This is a genomic window from Methanobacterium veterum (genome assembly GCF_000745485.1).
In the GTDB taxonomy this organism is placed as follows: domain Archaea; phylum Methanobacteriota; class Methanobacteria; order Methanobacteriales; family Methanobacteriaceae; genus Methanobacterium_D; species Methanobacterium_D veterum.
Map to the genome: position 1 here is coordinate 1 of NZ_JQJK01000014.1, position 19,667 is coordinate 19,667.

Sequence of the window (19,667 nt, forward strand, 5' to 3'; positions counted from 1 at the left end):
ACACCGTCGAAAATTCGTAGAATTTTCTGGGTATCAAAAATTCAAGAAATTTTTGAACACCGTCGAAAATTCGTAGAATTTTCTGGGTATCAAAATTCTATGAATTTTGCAAGCTTTAATTACCTTTTCTTTATTATCCTTAGTATCACCTTAGTTAAACTATTCTTTTAACCATATATTTGTTATATAGTTTAAAAGGTATAATAAAATAGTACTTAATTAAATATAGTGTCAAACAGGTGCATATTTTAAAGTTAATATCCATGGAATTATAGAATATGCATTTTAGAGAATTTAGCCCTTTGAACTAAAAATGCATAACTAAAATTAATTGTTGAGTATATATTTTAGGAGAAATTAATGTCTTTGACTGAAAAAGTAGAATTTTCTATAATCATCATTAGTGGTAAATTAATTTGAATTTAACATTGGCTTAGGGACACTCAGTATAGGAGTGTAAGCGAGTGTCCCTAAGTGGTAGGTGTTTGTTTTTTTAGTGGTCTAACACCTTTGAGGGCGTATAGATACAAATTGGTAAAATACGCAATATCCATTATTAATTTTAAATTATTTAAAGTAAATGGTCCATCGTGTGATTTTAATCACATTAACAACAAAATAAAAACATTTAACATTATATTCCACTACAGATAACTATGAATCAAATTTAATTTACATATTAGGCATTATTAGTGGCGTGAATTTATAAATAAAATGGTTATTATGCACATTTCATAGAATTTGTGGCTTATATTCCTAATTAAAAATTTAAATTTAAATTTAATTGTGAAAAGATATTTATTTATATTAAATCAAATTAAATAATATTTAGATGGGGGAGGCTTATTATGGGTAAGGAAAAAGCTATTAAAATTTTACGAAAACATTTTAAAGCATTGTATGATTATGCGGGGATGGAATGGACTTCTGATGATGATAAAGAGTTAGAGCAATTAGTTGATGAACTTGGAGAAATTATCGAAGAAAAATCAGGTTTTCCAGAATCTAAAAATATTCTGTAGATATTATTTTGAAGTAAAGATTTCAATAAACTTTAACTGTTGAACATTTAACATATTTGGGACGGGTAAATGCCCCAAGATATGGACTTTTTTTTAGATATCTTAAATAGTATTAAAAAATATTTATGTAATAATTTATTTAATAATATTATGAAAATTGATGGGGATGCCCTGATAAAAATCGTTAAATTAGGAAGGCCAGTGTTCCTGTTTGATGGATTTTTGCTTTTCATTATGGGTGCCCTTTTAGCGGTTATTTTCAATGCTGAATTTAGTTTAACTAAATTTATAATGGGTTATTCAATTTTGCTTTTATGTCATCTTGCTGTTCATTACAGTAATGATTATTACGACTTTAAAACAGACAGCCTTTCAGGGCCTAGCACTGTTTCTGCAGGTAGTGGTATACTACTTGAAAACCCTGAATTAAAGCAATTTTCAAAGGGATTAGCTATTGCACTTAATTTGCTGTCAGTAGTTCTTGCAGCTGTTTTCATTATTATTTTTTCATACCCTATTGAATTTTTCTTACTGGCGGTATTTGGTAATTTTTTAGCATGGTTTTACACTGCACCTCCTTTAAAATTAGCTTACAACAGGCTTGGTGAAGTTTCTAATGCTCTTTATGGAATTTTACTGCCTTCTGCTGGATTTTTTACTTTAATGGGAATGTTAACTATTCCTATGTTGATTTTTACTATACCTCTTGCTTTTTCAAGGCTCTTTCTAACTAACAGTGCCAATATTCCAGATATGGAAGGGGATAAACTGGGAGGTAAAATAACGCTGATTGTAGCAAATGGCCGCAGGTTTGGTTTTAAGTTTATTGGAATTTCCGCATTTATGATGACTTTATCATTTGCTTTAATATCATTTACTGGTCTTTATCCTCAGGTTTTAAATTTTAAGGTGCTCACTTTTATTTCAGTAATTCCTTTAAGTTTGGGGATAATGGAGCTTCTAAAAATGCCTTCAGATAGAGAATTAGCTACAAAATACGCTACATTTAATATTAAATCAATATTTTTAATTGGCCTTTTAATTAACAGTTATTTTGCATTTTTAATCTTATCGTAAAAATATGGGATGTTATCTTAAAATATAAATGGAGGAAGTTAATATGAGCTGGTTAATAGATATAGTATGGAAATTTATAGGTTTCTGGCTTCTTTCGAAGTTTGGAATCTTTGGACGTATTGCAATTGGAATAGCTATATTAAATAGGTTGGTTAAGGGTGTATTTATGATATTTAGAGTTTTAGGCTGGTTTATGGGATAAATGATTTCATTTGTATTTTGCATGTAAAATACAAGTTATTTACTTTTTTATGCATTTTTAGCTTATAAATGATTTTTTTTACTTTAATTGGACTTTTATTTGGTTTTTTGGTAATATTTGACGTTTTTAAGGCACTTTGATTTTGACCACAACTCTTGCATGGTGCAAGTATATATGTGATGAGTGTTATATTTCCTAACACTTGCAGTATGCAACTATTGATGTATGCAAGAGTATTGAACTTGTAATTTTAACAAAATAGAAAAAGGTTAAAGAAAATCTTAATCAAAGATTAGGGGGTAAAAAATGACAGATGAAACTAAAAATGTAGGTAGCAGGATTAACTTGATAACCGGAGATCCTAAAAGGGCCATAAGAAAATTATCTTTTCCCATGATGTTAATCATGATCCTTATAGTTAGTTACCAGATAGTTGACAGTATATGGGTGGCAGGACTCGGTGCTGATGCACTGGCTGCTTTAGGGTTTATTTCGCCAATATTTATGGTAATTGTAGGGCTTGCACAGGGCTTAGGGGCAGGTGCTACTTCCCTTATAGCCAGGTGTATAGGGGCAAAAGATAAAGATAATGCAGATAATGCAGCTATGCATGCAATTTTAATAACAGCCGTACTTTCTGTGGTGCTCCCTGTTGTTTTGATTCTCCTTTTAAAGGATATATTAATTGGAATTGGTGCATCAAGTGTGTTAACCCTTGCAACACAATACGGGCAAATTATATTTGCGGGGTCCTTTGCATTACTATTTAATTCAGTTGGGTCCAGTATTTTACGTGCAGAAGGAGACATGAAAAGGGCTACATATGCAATTGCAATAAGCAGTATACTAAACATGGTTATAGCTCCCATATTTATTTACACACTCAACATGGGAATTAGCGGGGCAGCAGTAGCTACTGTATTATCATCATCTGTAGCAGCAGTTGCCATATTTTACTGGATACTTATAAAAAGGGATACTTATCTTGCATTTAAATTTAAAGATTTCCACTTTGATCCAAAGATCATTAAAGATATACTTGGAGTAACCTTACCTGCAAGTGTAGAGCAGTTTATAATGTCTGTGCTGACAGTGGGCATTAATGCAATGTTAGTTATTGCCGCTGGAACAACTGCTGTGGCTGTTTATACTGCTGGATGGAGAATCGTGTCAATGGGAATAATTCCTGCTCTTGGAATAGAAACGGCCGTACTAACCGTTGCGGGAGTCGCCTATGGTGCAAAGAACTATAAAAATTTAGAGATAAGCTGTCATTATGCCATAAAATTAGGGGTGTTTATATCTCTGGTTTTAGCGGTAATAACCTATATTTTTGCCCCAAATATCGCCTGGTTATTTGCTTATTCTTCAAACAGCGGGGATATGATACCAATGATAACAGAATTCCTTAGAATTTTCTGTGTATTCTTCATGGCAATTCCATTTGGGCTTGCATCTACTGCTGTTTTCCAGGCAGCGGGTAAAGGAACTACCTCACTGCTTTTAGTTGTTATAAGAGACTTGGTCTTATCACTAATTGCTGCCTATATCCTGGGAATTGTGCTCCATTTAGGAGCTACAGGAATTTACTGGGGAATAGTGATTGGTGTTATTTTAGGGTCTGCTGTCAGTTATCTATACTTCAGGCTGTTTTTAAGGGGGTTAAAAAGGGAAAAGATGGGAGATGTGAATATAAGCGAATTTAAAGGAGAAAGGATAAACTAATCTGCTTTTTTCTCCTTTTTTTTAAATACAAAAAACATTAAAATTAAAAATAAGGTTACTTAAATATAAAAATCGGGAGAAAAATGAAAGAAAGAGGACGTTTATCAAAGGAAGAAATTTTGGACATGCCCTTAGGGTCTTTAATAACCACTATCAGCAGATCTCACATGGCTTTTTTATTTAGTGAAATAGAAAAGTTAGGGATTGGGGGGCAGTTTCAATTTTTAATGGGTTTAGCCCGTGAAGACGGCATAATTCAGGAAGAGCTGGCAAGTAGATTTCACTTGAACGAAAGTACAATAGCCAGGGCATTGAGAAAATTGGAAGATGCAGGTATGGTCCAACGCGAAGTTGATGAAAACAACCGCAGAAGAAAAATAATTACAGTTACAGAAAAAGGAAGGGCTGCTGTAGATGCTATTTCAGAAATAGATAAGAAATGGGAAGAAAGAGTTCAGTCTTTATCACTTGATGAAAAAAACAAATTAAAAGAAATGTTACAGGTTTTGGCCGTTGAATCCATGGAATTGATGTATGAATTCAGGAAAGGAAAGCTTTAACATTTTATATTCTTATTTAAGGCTTAGTTTTATATTTTAATATTTTATATCTGAATTATTCAGTTAGTAACTGTATAACTTATTCAGTGAATAACTTACTCATACTATTCTCTTTTATGGTGTTTTAGATATTAAGTAAAACAATTTAAAAAATATATATACGCAGGTATCAAAGATGAGTGCCCTTTTATAGAATCCCTTAGCTGGATCTAGAATTTGGTCTTAAAGAATAGGCCCTAGCGGGAGATTAGACCTTTAGAGAAATGGAAGTGATTAGTTCCTTAGGAGAGCTTTGCAGTATTTCAACCCGGATAAAAAGGACGGTAGTTCTACTGAAGGTGCCATAGATGAATCCAATTAAAGGCACCAATCAAATGATTTCATTAGAAGAGACCTCCAAGTGAATTCTATTGATGGCTTCTTTTTTAAAGATTTTAATTGGTTTTTTGACGAATTTTATTAGATGTACCCTATAAAAATATAAAAATTTTTTAATTAAGTTTTTATAATAATTTTATTGATCTAGGATCATGGTCTTAGAAAGGTGGTTTAATGGGGTTTTTTGATAGATTTAGAAGTTCTAAATCATTGGGTAATAAAGGTTATAAGTTAATGAAAGAAAGAAAATACGAGAAAGCTTTAATATATTTAGATAAAGCTTTAGAATTAGACCTCGAAGATATTAGCTCGTTACATAATAAGGGTGTGGTTTTGAGTTATATTGGTGATGGTGAAAATGCTGTTAGTTTTTTGGATAAAGCCTTAGAATTGAATCCCAAAAATGTGAATGTATGGCATGATAAAGGTTTTATTCTAATGGAATTTGAAAAATATGATGAAGCAATTGAAAATTTTAATAAAGCCTTAGAATTAGACCCCCAAAATGTCAGAGTATTGTTTAATAAAGGCTTACTTTTTGGGAAAAATAAGAAATATCAAGAATCAATGGAATGTTTTGATAGAGTTTTAGAAATTGATCCAAAAAATGCTGAAGCATGGTCTGGTAAAGGTTTAAATCTTTCATCGCTTGAAAAATATGAAGAAGCTTTAAATTGTTATAATAAATCTTTGAAACTTTTTAAATATGATATCATGGCATGGAATAGTAAAGGATACGTGTTAGAAAAACTTGAGAGATATAATGAAGCGTTGAAATGTTTTGAAAAGGTTTTGAAAATAGATCCAAGCAACTTCAATGCATGGTATCTTAAAGGAGAAACCTTTAAAGAACTCAAACGATACTGTGAATCACTAGAATGTTACAATAAAACTTTGGAATTAAATCCTGATTTTGAATTCGCACTAAAAGCTAAAGAAGAAGTTTTAAAGTTAATGGAAAAGTAAATTTTATAGTAAATATCCTTTTAGACACAGGAACTCTGCTAATAGTTAAAATTAAGATTTCAATTAAATAAATTCTATTAAAGGCTTCTTTTTTTAGCAAATCAATCAAATGGGTCCTTTAAAAGGGCCATGTAGCAGTATATGGAATTATAAAATACCACAAAATAAAACCCTCGAAAATCTACGATTTTCGGGGCCTGCAAAATCTACGACTTTGCGGTTCAGGAAATTGAAACATTCGAAAATTCTCAATTTTCGATGTTTGCAAAACCTTTGGTTTTGCAACCGTAAAAAATTCTCAATTTTTTACATGTTGAAGAAAATCTATGATTTTCTGAACAGCGAAATTGAAAATTTCGCATGCATTGAAATTAAAAATTTCGACAGATTTCCTTCAACGCCAAAAATTCGTAGAATTTTTGAGCGAATTTTGTGAAAAACAGGTATAAGTTATTCTTTAAGTATACTGCGAACTTTAAACCACTTACGTGGCGTCATACGCGCATATTACAAAGACAACATCCTTCGAGGAGCCTGATTATCGTAATATGCAATGTATTGTGAACGTGTGCAAAAGCCATAAAACAATTACTTTTCAATGCTCTAGCTCAAAGCTTATAAAATAATTCTAATTGTTAATTAATAATTATTAAAGCGGTTGCAAATTAAATAGAGTAATTTCACCTGAAACCAAATATATGTATCTCATAGAAGCAGTTGCGAAGCTGAACTTAGATTTTTGACTTGCAAGTATGGAAGGTGAAACTTTTCATGTTATTGGAAGAGGTTAGTCTAAGATTTTGAGTAAAGTGGAAAAGATATATACTTTAATAAGATTTAAAAATTGTTAGGTGAGTAATTGATATAATACCACATATAATCAGGAAAATCCAAAAGGGTAAGATAACTATTAAATCAATTCATGACATCAAATCGGTTATATCCTGTGTTTCAGGGTCAAAAGTAATAAATTTTCGAAATGATGGAATAAAGAATAGGTTAATAGATACCAGGAAACTTGCTATAAAACAAACTAAAAATATTGTTTTTATAGGGAAAAATTGCGCTAAAAATCCCCCTGTGACCATAGCAAGAGGTGTAAGCGACATTATCAACATTTCTACAATACCCATAAATTTGCCCATCATGTTGTCTGGGACAACAGATTGAAGTGATGACATAATAAAAATAGCAATTGCAGATTCTGCAATACCTGCAAGGAATAGCAAAGTGATCATTACATAGAATTCATTTGTTAAAGCAAAGGCTATGAAGCATAGATTAGATAAACAAAGACATATGAACATTAATGGAACTTTCTTTGAAGATTCCAAATTTACCACTGAAAGGATTATCATACCTAAAAGCATACCTATGGTGAAGCTAGCCATGGATATTCCATATTTTGCAGGTCCTAAGCCGGGAGAGGTCTGAAAAAGGGGTATAAGAAGTACGATAGTCATGTGTTCTAGAAAACTAGTGATTGAAAATATTAGTAAAATAGAAGAAAGTCCTTTCAAATTTTTAATGAATGTGAGAGATTCCTTAAGATCTGATATGAAATTTTTTGAGGTAATATCTGATTCTATATTTTTTGGGATTTTAGCAAAATTTGTAAGAATCCCCGATATTATAAATGATAAACCGTTGAATAAGAACATTAGCGGTGCACCTATTACAACATAAGCAATACCTCCAACTGAATTTCCCATAATATCTGCACCATTATTAGCTATGCCAAAAAGAGAATTTGCATTAGTTAATTTCTCTTTAGGAACCATTTTTGGCAGTATAGAAATTGCTGCAGGATTAAAGAATGCCCCACAAACTCCAAGAATAATGCCTGCTATAAAAACTTCCCACAACTGCAACATTCCAAGATATGCAGCGAGGGCTACAATTATAATGGTTATTCCTCTGATAATATCGGCGGATACCATTAATTTTTTTCTGTTAGATCGATCAGCAATTACTCCTGCAAAAGGGGATAATAAAACACTTGGTACAAGTGATACGGCCATTAAAGTACCCATAATTGCAGTGGAGCCTGTAAATGCCAGTACCCAAAATCCAAGTCCAATTTCATAGATCATATCGCCCATTACGGATATAAATTCCCCTTGTAAAAGTAAAAAAAGACTTAATGATAAAAATTTAGGTTTATCAGGCGATTTTTTTTCTAAATGTTCTTTATCATACATATTTGCAGATTCTTCGCTTCCCATGTTATTCTCCTGACTTATTTGATTCTACAAATAGTATGCATATCAAATAGAGGTATTCAGGTATATGTGATGTATAATATATACTTTCAAAATGTCTATCCATAGCAGGGGCTAAATAGTTTAGAAAAAGATGAGATTAAGTTCTTAAAAGAGCTCCTGAGGAGTATTGCAACCTGATAAAAAGGACGGTAGTTCTATTGGGGGGCATCATAAATGAATCCATTAAAAGGCGCCCATCAAATGAATTTTACCATGAGACCACAAATTAAATTCTTTTTTTTATGGCTTCTTCTTTTATGAAATTATGAGAGATGATGGTGATTAGTGGAGAAATAAAGTTGAATAATCTTTGAATGGTTACATTTGTTTTAAAGATAATGCTTTTTCTATGAAATTACTTTTTGTAATAGCTACAGCCATAAAGCAGGTCATACATGTTACTATAATAAGCACAATGTGGGGAGTAGAGCCTTTACCGATCATTATCAAAAATCTGCCAATTATGATTATAGCTAGTATAGTAATAGCATAACAGGCCCACCCTTGCCAACATATGGGTTTAGGGAACTGTAAAAACGCTTCAAATTTAAACCAATGTTTTTTAGGATATGCTTCCATAATAATCACATTCTCATAATATTATTTATAATTAATGAATTCTATTGATGGCTTCTTTTTTATGAAATCAAATCAAATGAGGTTCTTTAACGATATCAATTAATGAACCCATTTAAAGACATCACAAACGTGGCGAGAGAGTAAGATTAATATCTAATCCGCCCTATTCGTTAAATACTTAAGATATTACGTCCGGTCGCAGGCTCCCAAGCTTTGAAGAAATAAAAAATTTAACTATCAAAAACTCTGTTTTTGATGATCGAAAATCTTCGATTTTCGAATGTTTCGTAATATCTCATTTAACAAAATAGCCCCGCCCCCTCCCAGGAAAAAACTGAGTCTAAGGGCTGCAATTACCGCTTCGCGGGTTTATATTAGTATTACTAATTAAACAGTTAATTTAAATATTATAATCTCATAAAATTAGGTAAAACTAAATCAGTCATTAAATAAAAAAATAGGATGATTAAAAAATGGAAGCAGTTATTAAATCAATTATTTATTTTATAGTTGCAGGATTTTGTGAAATCGGGGGAGGCTATTTAATATGGCTCTGGTTACGTGAAGGAGGAGCTATATGGCTTGCAGTTTTAGGAGGAATAATTTTGGTTTTATATGGAGTAGTAGCAACGCTTCAACCTGCAAATTTTGGAAGAGTTTACGCTGCATACGGGGGAATTTTTATAGCAATGGCCATAATCTGGGGATGGCAAGTAGATAAAGTAACCCCTGACCGATTTGACATTATAGGTGGGTTAATATGTCTTGTAGGAATGGCAATGATAATGTACTGGCCAAGAAATTAGAGCTTTAAAAAAGAAATATTAATGGGTTTCATAGCTGTAGCCCCTAGCAGAACCAAATTTGTTTCCAAAAATTGAGTATAAATATTTTTTTTAAGCAAGTCGGGCCAGTTTCAGTACAGTAAATTAAATTGATTGTATGAAAAATGGTAGTACTATAGCCCCTTGCAGAATTTTGGGATTAATTTCAGGTGCAAACAAATATCTGGAATAAGTTCAAGTAAAATTATTTTAAATTTGACAGCAGGTGCCAAACAAGTACTGTGGATAAGTCCAGTGTATTTAATTTTAAATTGTTTCCTACTGGTTTGGAGTGTGAATTTGGATACACTCAAATCAATAAAAAAAAACTATTAAATCTATAATGGGTTGAAATAGAATAAATAGAAAGTTAATTTAGATAAAGATGTTTATTTGATAAATTTATATTGAATTGGGTTTTATCTATCTGCATAACTTAATAACTGTATAATTTATAAACTTAATAAGTAAATAACTCATTGATTTTATGGAAATAGTTTATTTAGCAGTTCCTTTAATTAAAAAGGGCATAAAAGTGGTAAAATCGGGAAATTTTCTATATTATTTGTAATATGGTGTATGAATGTGTTAAAAGTAAAAAGTGAATAAGTGAATAACTTATTCAGTTCTTAATTCTTTTACTTCTGCCCAGATTTCCGGATACTCTTTTTTAAGGTATTCCTGCAGAACACTGGAAATTTCTTTACTGATACTGAACTTAGGTTTGGTTTCTTTAAGATAATTCAGGACAATTTTAGATTCCGGGTCCCAGAATGAGATTCGGGGTTGATTTTTAATTTTATCGTGGAGTTCTTCCAGCAGTACAGCATTAACTTTTTCAGCGGTAGATTCTGATCTTTGGGATTTTTTCTTTTCCCTTCTCTCTAACATGGATCCCATATCCGAACCTAATCCTCCTTTATTCATTTGTTCTCCCTCGCTAAAAATTCATCTGCCAGTTCAATGTATGCTTTGCTACCTGCACAATCTGGATCATAGACGATTACTGGCTTGTTGTATCCTGGAGCTTCAGATACCTTAATGTTATCTGGAATAGTAGTTTTAAACAGTTCGTCTTTGAAATACTTCTGCACTTCTGCTTTAACTTCTTTACCTAATTTTGTATTGGCTCTGAATTTAGTTATAAGAACTCCTTTAATTTCTGTAGGGCTGTTAAGGTCTTCTGCTATAATATCAATAACTTCAAGCAGGTCTACCATTCCTTCTAGTGCAAATGGGTCTGCCTGGATTGGTATAATTACGCTGTCTGCTGCCGTAAGCACATTTGTGGCTATAATGTTTAATGTGGGGGGCGCATCTATGAAGATGTAGTCATAGTCCTCCTTGATATTTTTCAGTTTACTTTTTAATACTGAAATGGGAGAAGTTTGAGCATTGAGATACCCTTCAATACCTGAGAGTTTTATGTTTGATGGAATTAATTCCAGCCCCTCATATTCAGTAATCCGTACTGCATCTTTAACATCTATCTTCTCATGAAGTACGTCTCGCATGGTGTTTTTCATTTCTCTTTTCATCAATCCAAGGTATGTCGTTGCATTACCTTGTGGGTCAAAGTCTACTAATGCTATTTTTTTACCCTTTTTTGCCAGTGCTGTGGCTAAATTTACGGCAGTGGTTGTTTTTCCACTTCCTCCTTTCTGATTAAGGACTGCTATAATTTCTGCCATGTATTTTCTCCTTTTTATTAAGTTAATGTGTTATTAAGGTATAACTGATTAAGTTGCTAACTTATGTGGTTGTTAAGGTATAACCTGGTTAAGTTACTAAGTTATACCTTATTAAGTTACTCATAGTTTAGATATTTTAGATATAAAAATTTTTCTACGAATTAGACGTTTAATTATTAAACTAAAATATTATCGGTGGGAAAATAGGCACTTAAAACTAACTAATGGATCAATTAATAATTAATAAAACATATAATTACATTAAAAATTTTATTTTATATTCTTATATTTTTAATTAGGTTATTACTAAATTATTGGAGTACTAATCGCTTATTTTTTTAACTTCAGATTTCCATTTTGATATAAAATGTTATTTATTATTATGAAAAGTTTATATGGAGCTATTTATGATAAGATATCTGTTGATAATTTTACGCTAAAAAATAATTATCAAATATTGGGGATGGAGTTTCATGGAATTATTTTTTAAAGAAACAGGTAGAGAAAATAAAGAATCAATAGTTTTTATACATGGTGGTGGACTATCGGGCTGGATGTGGGATAAACAACTGGAAGGATTTACAGATTATCATTGTTTAGTCCCTGATCTTCCGGAACATGGAAAAAGTAGGCATGTAGCTCCTCTTACAATTGAAACAGCTGCAGAACAAATTATAGAACTTATCAAGGATAGGGCACATAATGGAAAAGCACATATAATTGGAATATCTATCGGAGGTCAGTTGGTGATACAGATTTTAGGTAGGGCACCTGAAGTTGTAGATCATGCAATGGCAAGTGGAGCAGTAGTACGACCTTATTATGGAAGGTTTGCTTTAACAATGATGCCTTTGAACATCATATTTCGGCCTTTTTTGAAATCTGATTTTATATTAAAGAAATTTCTGGAAAATGCAAAAATACCCCTTGAATATTCGGAAAATTATAGAAAAGACATAATGGAGTTTAACACTTACGGCCTTACTAAACGTATGTTAAATGAAAATGCAGCATTTAGAATTCCTAAAGGATTATGTAAAGTAGAAAACTCGGTTTTAATAACTATGGGTGAAACAGAATGGGAAATAGTGCATGAATCCGCTGAAGACTTAAATAAATGTCTTGCCCATTCTCAAATCTTCAAAGCTCCAGGTTTATATCATTTATGGAATTTACAATCACCAGAACTTTTTAATAAAACAGTAAGGGCATGGATAAATAATAAAGACTTACCTGATTGATTATAATAGATGAATTCATGCTTTATTTCTTTGCTATTTCTCGTTAATAGTCAGTATTATCTCTAATTAAAAGGCCAATTTTCATTATTTAAAATTTTAATTTTATTTTTGATTTAAATTTTAGAATCAACCATCTGAACATGAATATTTTTTATATGTGGAGAGTATTATTCAGTACCTTGAAATAATAATAAACACAATATAATTAATATAATTAAAAGAGGTAAAAATTATGACACATCAAAAGCTTTATGAAATGTTAGAACATGACCATGAAGAAGTTAAAGAAATGTTTAAAGAAGCAATAAATAATGAAGATCCTTCTAAGTACAAAGAAATTAAAAAAGAATTAGAAGTGCACATGAAAGGGGAAGAAGATTTTTATTATCCCAAAGCAAAGAAAGCTGATAAAGATTTAGTTGAACACGGTATTGAAGAGCATGAAGAAGCTAAAAGCTTAATAAAAGAATTAGATAGGCTTGGGAAGAACGATGGGCAATTCATGCCTAAACTAAAAGAATTAAAGGATTCTGTAGAACATCATGTTGATGAGGAAGAGCATAAATTATTCCCTAAATCTAGGGACACTCTAAGTGATAATGAAGAGAAAGAAATTGCTGAAAAGATTGAAGAAGAAAAATCAAAAATGATGTAATTTTTGAGTGGTACTCTTTTAAATAAAAGGGCATAAATTAATAGGGTCCATTCAAGGACTCTATTTATAAATTAATTAGTTATTTTTTTCTAAATTTTGCTTACATATTACTTCAATAGGGCAGGTGTGAACACTGACCATTTTAATAGATTCAACATTGTTAATTATATTTTGTTCAACCTCATGGGCTATTTTATGAGATTTTTCAAGTTTTAACTCTTTATTTAATTCAATATGCAGTTCCGCAGATGCATAAGGTCCCATATTATTTACTTTTACATCATGGACTCCTTTAACACATTCTGATGCTAATGCTGCGCTTTTAATATCTTCAATAAGCTCTTTTGATGGTATTTTACCCATTAATGTGTTGAAATTGTCCAGTGCTAGATGAAAAGCTGTATTAAGTATTATTATGGCTATGAATACTGATACAATAGTATCTATGATAGGTATTCCAAATTGAGATATTACGACTCCAATTAGAACAGTTACGCATGAGAATATATCCACTCTTTGATGTTTCCCATCAGCTATAAGCGCAGGACTATTAATTCTTTCTCCAGATCTTGTAAGATAAGTACTCATTGTATAATTTATCCCTATTCCAATTGCAGCCATTATGGCAGCTATCAAACCTGGAGGTGCAACTATTTCTCCAAGAATAATTTTGGCATAAGCCCCATATATTATCTCATAAGCCACGATTAATAAAAACACAACAATAATAAGTCCTACAATAGGTTCTGCTCTACCATGACCATACTGGTGTTCTTCATCCGCTGGTTTCATACCTATTTTAAAACCTATAAATGCTATAACTGAAGTTAAAACATCAGATAATGTGTGAAAACCTTCAGCTACAAGTGCGGTACTTCCAGAAAAAATCCCAACGATTATATTAAATATTGTAAGGAATATATTTCCAAATATGGCGACATAAGATGCTTGTTTACCTATTTTTTCTCTCTCTGATGCATTCTGCAATTTGCACCCTCCAAATGTGATCTTATTTTTATTTTAATTGTTTATGCTATTTTGGATTTAATGAATCTTTAAATACACTGGTTATGTTAATAATTTAAATGGTATAAACTAATTAAGCATAGATATGCTTCTTATGGAATTATTGATACTATTAACATTTAATCGGCGATTATACGGTAAATGATGCATGAAATCTTTAATTTTTAAATTAAATACCTAATTAACGCTGAACTGTTTTAGATTGCCTAAATGTAAGTAATAATAAAAACATAATATATAACAATACTTCATATATGTGTTTCAAAATAATATTTTAGGGGTTAAAATCATAATTTATATAAACAGTGAGATTGTAAAATGTAAAAACTGTGGAAATAATTATGCTATTCCTAAAGCGAGCAGAATAAGGGTATTAAACAGTGAAAATTTGGAATTAGAAGATGAAACTAAATGTCCATTTTGTGGTGATTCTAATTTTGAAGCTGTTTAAATGTGTATTTCTTTTGGAAGTAGCCGGGGAATGTAATGGATTTTAAAATGTTTTAGTGTATTGTATTTAAACCCGCTTAAGCTTATTTTTGTAAATATTTGTATTTATGTGGAAACTAAATTTAAACATAATTTCTTAAACCATTGAAAAATAATTCAAATCATTAAAATTTAATGAATAAATCTTAAATGCCAATATTAGAAAACAAAAGAAACATTGAATTTAATCTTCGAATGTAACGCCAATTTCTGGCCCTTTAAATGTATTTAAAACTTTTATTTTAGCCTTATTTAAATCCTTATGACTTATTTTTGCATCTAGTTCTATGCTTTTGATTATATCATTAAGATCTTCCTCGATAGTTAAAGAGTATTGTGTTTTATATTTGTTTAAAATATTAATTAACTTCTGATATTCAGTTTCTGGAAGCGGCATGTAATATAACCTCCTATTGTGCTAATTTAATTGGATAATTCCATTTCAAATGATATTTTTTTATAAAATACAAAACTAAGTAATAAAATATTGTCTTTATGTAATATATATTTATTGGAAATCGACTTTTGGGGCAATTTATGTTGAATTGCAAATGAGTGGGGATATGCCCTATGTGGTTATTAATAAGAGCTAATATTAGAGATTCATTATTTATAAAATAAGCGGCCGATGATTTAAAATCATAATTAAATTATTAAAACTGCAGGGTGATTATGTTTGGATTATTTAATTTATGTATCTATTAAAAACATATTTTAAAGGTCTTAATATGAAATTAGAAAAATTAAAAAATATAAAATGTTAGCCCTAATGGACTATTTATTAAAAGGAAATGGAATTATTGGGCTGTATATTAGCTTAAAATAAACCGCTTTCCTTTAATTTTTCTTCTGTCCACTGAGCACGTTTGTCTACCTTCTCTTTAATCAAAAGTGTTAGAACAAAGGCCAAAATTGGGAATACTGTCAGATACAGGATATTATACCAGTATGTGCTCCATATAACTCCTGCAACTACTTCTCTTAGAGCTCCAACTCCATATGTAAGGGGTAAATATGGATGTATCGCCTGGAAAAATGGAGGCAGTATCTCCAGTGGGAAAATTCCCGCGGTTGCTGTAATTTGCAGTACAAGTATTATGATGGCCAGTGCTTTTCCCGCGTTTCCAAAAGCAGACGTCATTGAATAGACTATTATCATGGCACATATACCAATATACAGTGTGGTCAAAACAAACAGCAGCGCTGATGAAATCTGCACATGCAGGTATAATGACCCTATTGCAACTAATAATGCCTGCAGTATGGCTATTATTAAGAAGATTCCCATTCTTCCAAGATAAACACTGGCGGCATTATATATTCTGCCTGTTTTTACCCGCATGCTTATCATTGCGACGGCTATAATGCACCCTATCCACAATGATATTGGTATATAAAATGGAGCTAGAGCAGATCCATAGTTATCCACTGGATACATGCTTTCTTTATCTAATTCTACCGGGCTTTCAAAGTAATTTTTAACATCACCCTGGTTAGTATCTGAGAAAGCTATTAATTTGTCTATATCTGCTACATTTATTGAGTTTAGTTTGGCTGCAGCTATAGGTATAGCACTTTTAACTGTAGGCCATTTTGAGTTGACTAAACTTAACTTTGCTGCTGCGCTGTTAATTTTTTGATTTATACTTGCTTTGTTAGCTACTAATGTATTTACTCCATTATCCATTTCATCGATTAAAGTTTTTAATTGTGTTAGTTCTCCTTTTGGATTTTTACCTTCTTTTATAGCAGTTTCTACCTTTTGTAATACAGCTAATGCTTGATTTCCATAGCCAATATCAGTTTCAATTTGTGTAATGATTGGTTTTAACTGAGCGTCCCCTGTTGCATTGTATAATGTGGTTAAAATAGCATCAACGTATTTAAGGCCAGTTATAGTTGTGTTTAACTGTGTTTCCATGTTTTGAACTTTACTTAAAGCTGCTTGAGGATTGGATTCAATTTGATTATATAATGAATCATAATTTTTCCTTATGGCATTGGAATAGTTCTGTATCTCTGGTAGTGCTGCGCTAACTTTGGGCCATATTTCCTGTATGGTACTCATATCTGAATTTGCTTCTGATATATCTGAGTTTATAGCACTTATTTTTCCGTTCAGTTCATTTACAAATGATCTTAGTTTAAGGAATTGTGCTTTGTTTTCCTTAGCTACGTCCCCTACGTCACTGAGCTTACCAAAAATAATTCCGTCCACAGTTTTAACTATCTCATTGTTAATTTTAGTTTGTACTTCATCAGCCCCGGCATTTGTAAGCCTTGGAGCGACTGGATTTAATTTATCATTAACTATGTATTGTATTTTAGCCTGTTGAGGGGTTGTTGTTTCAATGGAAAGTAAATCTTCACTGAAATTACTTGGAATTATTAATGCTGCATAATATGTTCCATTTTTAACGCCATTTAGGGCGGTATCTTTGTCAACAAACTGCCAGCTGAAATTAGTATTATTTTTTAATTCGTCAACTAACGTGTTTCCAACATTATAGTGCGTACCATTGGTGTTATAACCGGAATCAGTATTAACTACTGCGACTTTAATATTCTGAGTTTCGCTGTAGGGATCCCATGTTGCTTGCATATTGAGTAATGCATAAAGTGCAGGTATACAGATAATTACGAGTAATACAAATATGACTACTGGGTTGCGTATAATAGCTTTAATATCATTTTTAAAGATTTCTGTTATCCCTTTTATCATTAATCTCCGTCCTTATTTTTAAATAGTTATGTTAAATAATTGTGTGAATAATCAGGTGTGGTAGTTATGTACATGACAACTACGTAAAGAAATATATAAATGACCATTAAGTATATAAACTTTTTGATAGTAGTTGTGTTAAAAACTACTTATTAGATGATCTTTGCAAAATTTCTGTAAATATCATAAATACTAAAAAAATCTTAAAAAGAATAGTTAATGGTTTTATAATGAATATATACTGGAAATTATCGTAATTTTCAGTATAAACTAAATTAAATCATCTTCTTTGACTTATTTTAATGGCACTTCTGGAGTGTGTTCCCATACTGCACCAGCTATTATATTCACAAGGCCGATAAGATAAGGGTTTTTTGATGTAACACCAGACTTGGTCTTTCCAGGATATGGAGGTACAAACATAAATTCATTATTATCAATGAATATAAATATGGATTTAGCATACTGTTCTGGAGGTAAAGGGAGGCTATCTAAATATTTAGAAAGATCCCCAAAGTCTAAAACATCTATTTCCTGTCCATCATGCACCGTTAAGTTTTTTAAGTTGTAACGACTTGCAATGGATGTGTCCTTCCCAAATGTTAATAACTCAATTTTTAAGTCTTTGTTCTTTACAAAAGAAAGAAAATCTATATATTCTGTAGGGAGAAGAACCTTTATCGACTTTTTGGCTTTACTTATTAACTCTTCCATACTGTGTTCAACATTATTTTCGCCAAAGAGAGTCCATATGATTTCAGAATCTTCCGACTCTAAATTACTTTTTTCAAGATGCTCTAATTCGTCTAGGGCGCTTTTTTCTGCATTTTTATGCACTTCTATCAGATGTTTAAGGGCTATTTTGGGAGGGGTAGCCCTGTAAATTGCAGGTTTGGAACTAACCATCATTACCAGGCCTTTGTCCATTAATCCTTTTAAACTTTGATATACACTTGGTTTAGGCACGTTTAAATATTCATATATTCGTTTAACTTCTGCACGTTCAAATAGTACTAAAGTAGAGTACACTTTAGCCTCGTATTCGGCTAATCCCATAGTTTTCAATGATTCAATAAGGTTGGTTGATATTTCATTCATATTAATAGATCCTAAAGTTAGTAGTTTTTAACTAAACTAATATAGATCAGTCATAAGGATAAAAATTGCGGTTGTCAAAAAATAATATAGATCTGTATTTTACAAATTCGAGCTGTTATTATACTTTAAACCAGATTATAAATAATTTAAAGTTGTTTTGATTTCATTGATTTTATGTACCAGTCTATAATTTCTCTTGATATACTCATCTTTGAAGGCAGCTCTGGAAGATTATCAATGCTGAACCATTTTGCATCTGTTATTTCATAGTTATCAACGCATATTTCACCGCTTTCATACTCAGATATAAAGCCAATCATCAGTGAATGGGGAAACGGCCATGGTTGACTTCCAAAATATCTTATATTTTTAACCTTTAAGCCTACCTCTTCTGCAACTTCTCTTTTTACACATTCTTCAAGGGTTTCTCCCGGTTCTACAAACCCTGCAATAATACTGTACCAGTTTTCGGGGAAATTACTGCCACGAGCCAGGAGAATTTTATCATCTTTTAATACTGCGGTTATTATGGCTGGAGAAATACGGGTGTAACTTATGAATCCGCATTCTGGACAGATTTTTGCATTTTCACCCTGTAGCGCCTCAGTTTGAAAGCCGCATCTACCGCAGTACTGGTGCGTCTGATCCCAATTTACAATCTGAAAAGCTTTTCCAGCTAGAAGGAACACATCTTCATCTAAAACGCCATATAATGAACGCAACTCTCTAAAATCCATTTTTTTCAGCTCATCTGTATCAAAATTGACTTCTGCAGAGTAACAGGGATGCCCATCTAATGTTCCAAGATACTGGGTTCTAATTGGAAAAATATCAAATTCTTCTATATTCTTTGTGCAGGGGATCTTAATCTCGTTATCGGTTACTAATAATTTATTCTGGTTAAACACGAACCAGTATGCGCAGTTATCATTTTCAGGATCTGGAATAACTGCTGGAATGTATCGATTGTAAATGCTTTCTCTTGACATAATTAATAGTAATTTAACTTTTTGATAAATAATTATTCGTATATGGTGTGCCATTTGTTTAATTACAATGCTCCAAATTATGGCACTTTAAAGTCTCAAAATATAGGTAACAACTTTTCATTATTTCAAAAATTATTTCAAAAATTTTTACCCCTATTT

Annotated in this window: 18 protein-coding genes; 9 read left to right on the top strand and 9 right to left on the bottom strand. The window is 31.5% G+C overall.

Translation table 11 applies throughout. The annotated features are described in order from the left end of the window. The first annotated feature begins 848 nt into the window (after positions 1-848). From EJ01_RS17190 to EJ01_RS05950, 6 genes are all read left to right on the top strand, one after another. On the top strand, positions 849-1,022 hold the full coding sequence (locus tag EJ01_RS17190; RefSeq protein ID WP_157197582.1) for a hypothetical protein: 174 nt from the start codon (positions 849-851) through the stop codon (positions 1,020-1,022). Between the two features lie 69 nt (positions 1,023-1,091). Continuing rightward, positions 1,092-2,099: a prenyltransferase gene (locus tag EJ01_RS05935; RefSeq protein ID WP_245611164.1), complete on the top strand. Its 1,008-nt coding sequence runs from the start codon at positions 1,092-1,094 to the stop codon at positions 2,097-2,099. Between the two features lie 43 nt (positions 2,100-2,142). Next, positions 2,143-2,301, top strand: a complete 159-nt coding sequence (locus EJ01_RS17195) for a hypothetical protein (RefSeq protein WP_157197581.1) — start codon at positions 2,143-2,145, stop codon at positions 2,299-2,301. 306 nt (positions 2,302-2,607) lie between these two features. Then, entirely contained in the window at positions 2,608-4,026 is a 1,419-nt protein-coding gene (locus tag EJ01_RS05940) for an MATE family efflux transporter (protein ID WP_048081315.1), read from the top strand. A gap of 83 nt (positions 4,027-4,109) precedes the next feature. Further along, complete coding sequence (locus tag EJ01_RS05945; protein WP_048081314.1) at positions 4,110-4,586, top strand: MarR family winged helix-turn-helix transcriptional regulator; 477 nt, start codon at positions 4,110-4,112, stop codon at positions 4,584-4,586. Positions 4,587-5,138: 552 nt separating this feature from the next. Beyond that, a complete protein-coding gene (locus EJ01_RS05950) occupies positions 5,139-5,930 on the top strand; it encodes a tetratricopeptide repeat protein (protein ID WP_052375893.1) in 792 nt (263 codons plus the stop codon). A gap of 920 nt (positions 5,931-6,850) precedes the next feature. Here EJ01_RS05950 and EJ01_RS05955 read toward each other — a convergent pair. Beyond that, positions 6,851-8,155, bottom strand: coding sequence for an MFS transporter (locus tag EJ01_RS05955; RefSeq protein WP_052375895.1), 1,305 nt, complete (start codon positions 8,153-8,155; stop codon positions 6,851-6,853). 357 nt (positions 8,156-8,512) lie between these two features. Next, positions 8,513-8,773 (bottom strand): hypothetical protein, encoded by a 261-nt coding sequence (locus EJ01_RS05960; RefSeq protein ID WP_048081313.1) that lies wholly within the window; start codon positions 8,771-8,773, stop codon positions 8,513-8,515. A gap of 473 nt (positions 8,774-9,246) precedes the next feature. Between EJ01_RS05960 and EJ01_RS05965 the strand changes: the two genes are divergently transcribed. After that, positions 9,247-9,579, top strand: a complete 333-nt coding sequence (locus EJ01_RS05965) for a YnfA family protein (protein ID WP_048081312.1) — start codon at positions 9,247-9,249, stop codon at positions 9,577-9,579. Positions 9,580-10,215: 636 nt separating this feature from the next. Here EJ01_RS05965 and EJ01_RS05970 read toward each other — a convergent pair. Further along, positions 10,216-10,524 (bottom strand): hypothetical protein, encoded by a 309-nt coding sequence (locus EJ01_RS05970; RefSeq protein WP_052375897.1) that lies wholly within the window; start codon positions 10,522-10,524, stop codon positions 10,216-10,218. Then, complete coding sequence (locus EJ01_RS05975; protein ID WP_048081311.1) at positions 10,521-11,288, bottom strand: ParA family protein; 768 nt, start codon at positions 11,286-11,288, stop codon at positions 10,521-10,523. Before EJ01_RS05975 ends, EJ01_RS05970 begins: the two co-directional genes overlap by 4 nt. A gap of 473 nt (positions 11,289-11,761) precedes the next feature. On the opposite strand from EJ01_RS05975, the gene EJ01_RS05980 reads away from it, so the two are divergent. Next, on the top strand, positions 11,762-12,529 hold the full coding sequence (locus EJ01_RS05980) for an alpha/beta fold hydrolase (protein ID WP_048081310.1): 768 nt from the start codon (positions 11,762-11,764) through the stop codon (positions 12,527-12,529). A 232-nt stretch (positions 12,530-12,761) separates the two neighbouring features. Beyond that, on the top strand, positions 12,762-13,184 hold the full coding sequence (locus tag EJ01_RS05985) for a hemerythrin domain-containing protein (protein ID WP_048081309.1): 423 nt from the start codon (positions 12,762-12,764) through the stop codon (positions 13,182-13,184). Between the two features lie 75 nt (positions 13,185-13,259). On the opposite strand, the gene EJ01_RS05990 is transcribed toward EJ01_RS05985, so the two are convergent. The 5 genes from EJ01_RS05990 to nudC all read right to left on the bottom strand — a co-directional run bounded on the left by EJ01_RS05990 (position 13,260) and on the right by nudC (position 19,508). Continuing rightward, on the bottom strand, positions 13,260-14,171 hold the full coding sequence (locus EJ01_RS05990) for a cation diffusion facilitator family transporter (RefSeq protein ID WP_048081308.1): 912 nt from the start codon (positions 14,169-14,171) through the stop codon (positions 13,260-13,262). A 712-nt stretch (positions 14,172-14,883) separates the two neighbouring features. Further along, the gene (locus tag EJ01_RS06000; RefSeq protein WP_048081307.1) at positions 14,884-15,096 is read right to left on the bottom strand and encodes a hypothetical protein; all 213 of its coding nucleotides are present in this window, start codon (positions 15,094-15,096) and stop codon (positions 14,884-14,886) included. Between the two features lie 420 nt (positions 15,097-15,516). Further along, positions 15,517-17,421: a YhgE/Pip domain-containing protein gene (locus tag EJ01_RS06005; RefSeq protein WP_048081306.1), complete on the bottom strand. Its 1,905-nt coding sequence runs from the start codon at positions 17,419-17,421 to the stop codon at positions 15,517-15,519. Positions 17,422-17,715: 294 nt separating this feature from the next. Beyond that, positions 17,716-18,519, bottom strand: coding sequence for a TrmB family transcriptional regulator (locus EJ01_RS06010; protein WP_048081305.1), 804 nt, complete (start codon positions 18,517-18,519; stop codon positions 17,716-17,718). Between the two features lie 146 nt (positions 18,520-18,665). Beyond that, positions 18,666-19,508 (bottom strand): NAD(+) diphosphatase, encoded by an 843-nt coding sequence (gene nudC, locus EJ01_RS06015; protein WP_048081350.1) that lies wholly within the window; start codon positions 19,506-19,508, stop codon positions 18,666-18,668. Positions 19,509-19,667 lie beyond the last annotated feature (159 nt).

Bases quoted from the DNA above. Each gene is read 5' to 3' on its own strand.
- EJ01_RS05940 (WP_048081315.1), top strand. From the start codon at position 2,608: ATGACAGATGAAACTAAAAATGTAGGTAGCAGGATTAACTTGATAACC.
- EJ01_RS05980 (WP_048081310.1), top strand. From the start codon at position 11,762: ATGGAATTATTTTTTAAAGAAACAGGTAGAGAAAATAAAGAATCAATA.
- EJ01_RS05945 (WP_048081314.1), top strand. From the start codon at position 4,110: ATGAAAGAAAGAGGACGTTTATCAAAGGAAGAAATTTTGGACATGCCC.
- EJ01_RS05950 (WP_052375893.1), top strand. From the start codon at position 5,139: ATGGGGTTTTTTGATAGATTTAGAAGTTCTAAATCATTGGGTAATAAA.
- EJ01_RS05935 (WP_245611164.1), top strand. From the start codon at position 1,092: ATGCCCCAAGATATGGACTTTTTTTTAGATATCTTAAATAGTATTAAA.
- EJ01_RS06000 (WP_048081307.1), bottom strand. From the start codon at position 15,096: ATGCCGCTTCCAGAAACTGAATATCAGAAGTTAATTAATATTTTAAAC.
- EJ01_RS17195 (WP_157197581.1), top strand. From the start codon at position 2,143: ATGAGCTGGTTAATAGATATAGTATGGAAATTTATAGGTTTCTGGCTT.
- EJ01_RS06010 (WP_048081305.1), bottom strand. From the start codon at position 18,519: ATGAATGAAATATCAACCAACCTTATTGAATCATTGAAAACTATGGGA.
- EJ01_RS05960 (WP_048081313.1), bottom strand. From the start codon at position 8,773: ATGGAAGCATATCCTAAAAAACATTGGTTTAAATTTGAAGCGTTTTTA.
- EJ01_RS05970 (WP_052375897.1), bottom strand. From the start codon at position 10,524: ATGAATAAAGGAGGATTAGGTTCGGATATGGGATCCATGTTAGAGAGA.
- nudC (WP_048081350.1), bottom strand. From the start codon at position 19,508: ATGTCAAGAGAAAGCATTTACAATCGATACATTCCAGCAGTTATTCCA.
- EJ01_RS05985 (WP_048081309.1), top strand. From the start codon at position 12,762: ATGACACATCAAAAGCTTTATGAAATGTTAGAACATGACCATGAAGAA.
- EJ01_RS17190 (WP_157197582.1), top strand. From the start codon at position 849: ATGGGTAAGGAAAAAGCTATTAAAATTTTACGAAAACATTTTAAAGCA.
- EJ01_RS06005 (WP_048081306.1), bottom strand. From the start codon at position 17,421: ATGATAAAAGGGATAACAGAAATCTTTAAAAATGATATTAAAGCTATT.
- EJ01_RS05975 (WP_048081311.1), bottom strand. From the start codon at position 11,288: ATGGCAGAAATTATAGCAGTCCTTAATCAGAAAGGAGGAAGTGGAAAA.
- EJ01_RS05965 (WP_048081312.1), top strand. From the start codon at position 9,247: ATGGAAGCAGTTATTAAATCAATTATTTATTTTATAGTTGCAGGATTT.
- EJ01_RS05955 (WP_052375895.1), bottom strand. From the start codon at position 8,155: ATGGGAAGCGAAGAATCTGCAAATATGTATGATAAAGAACATTTAGAA.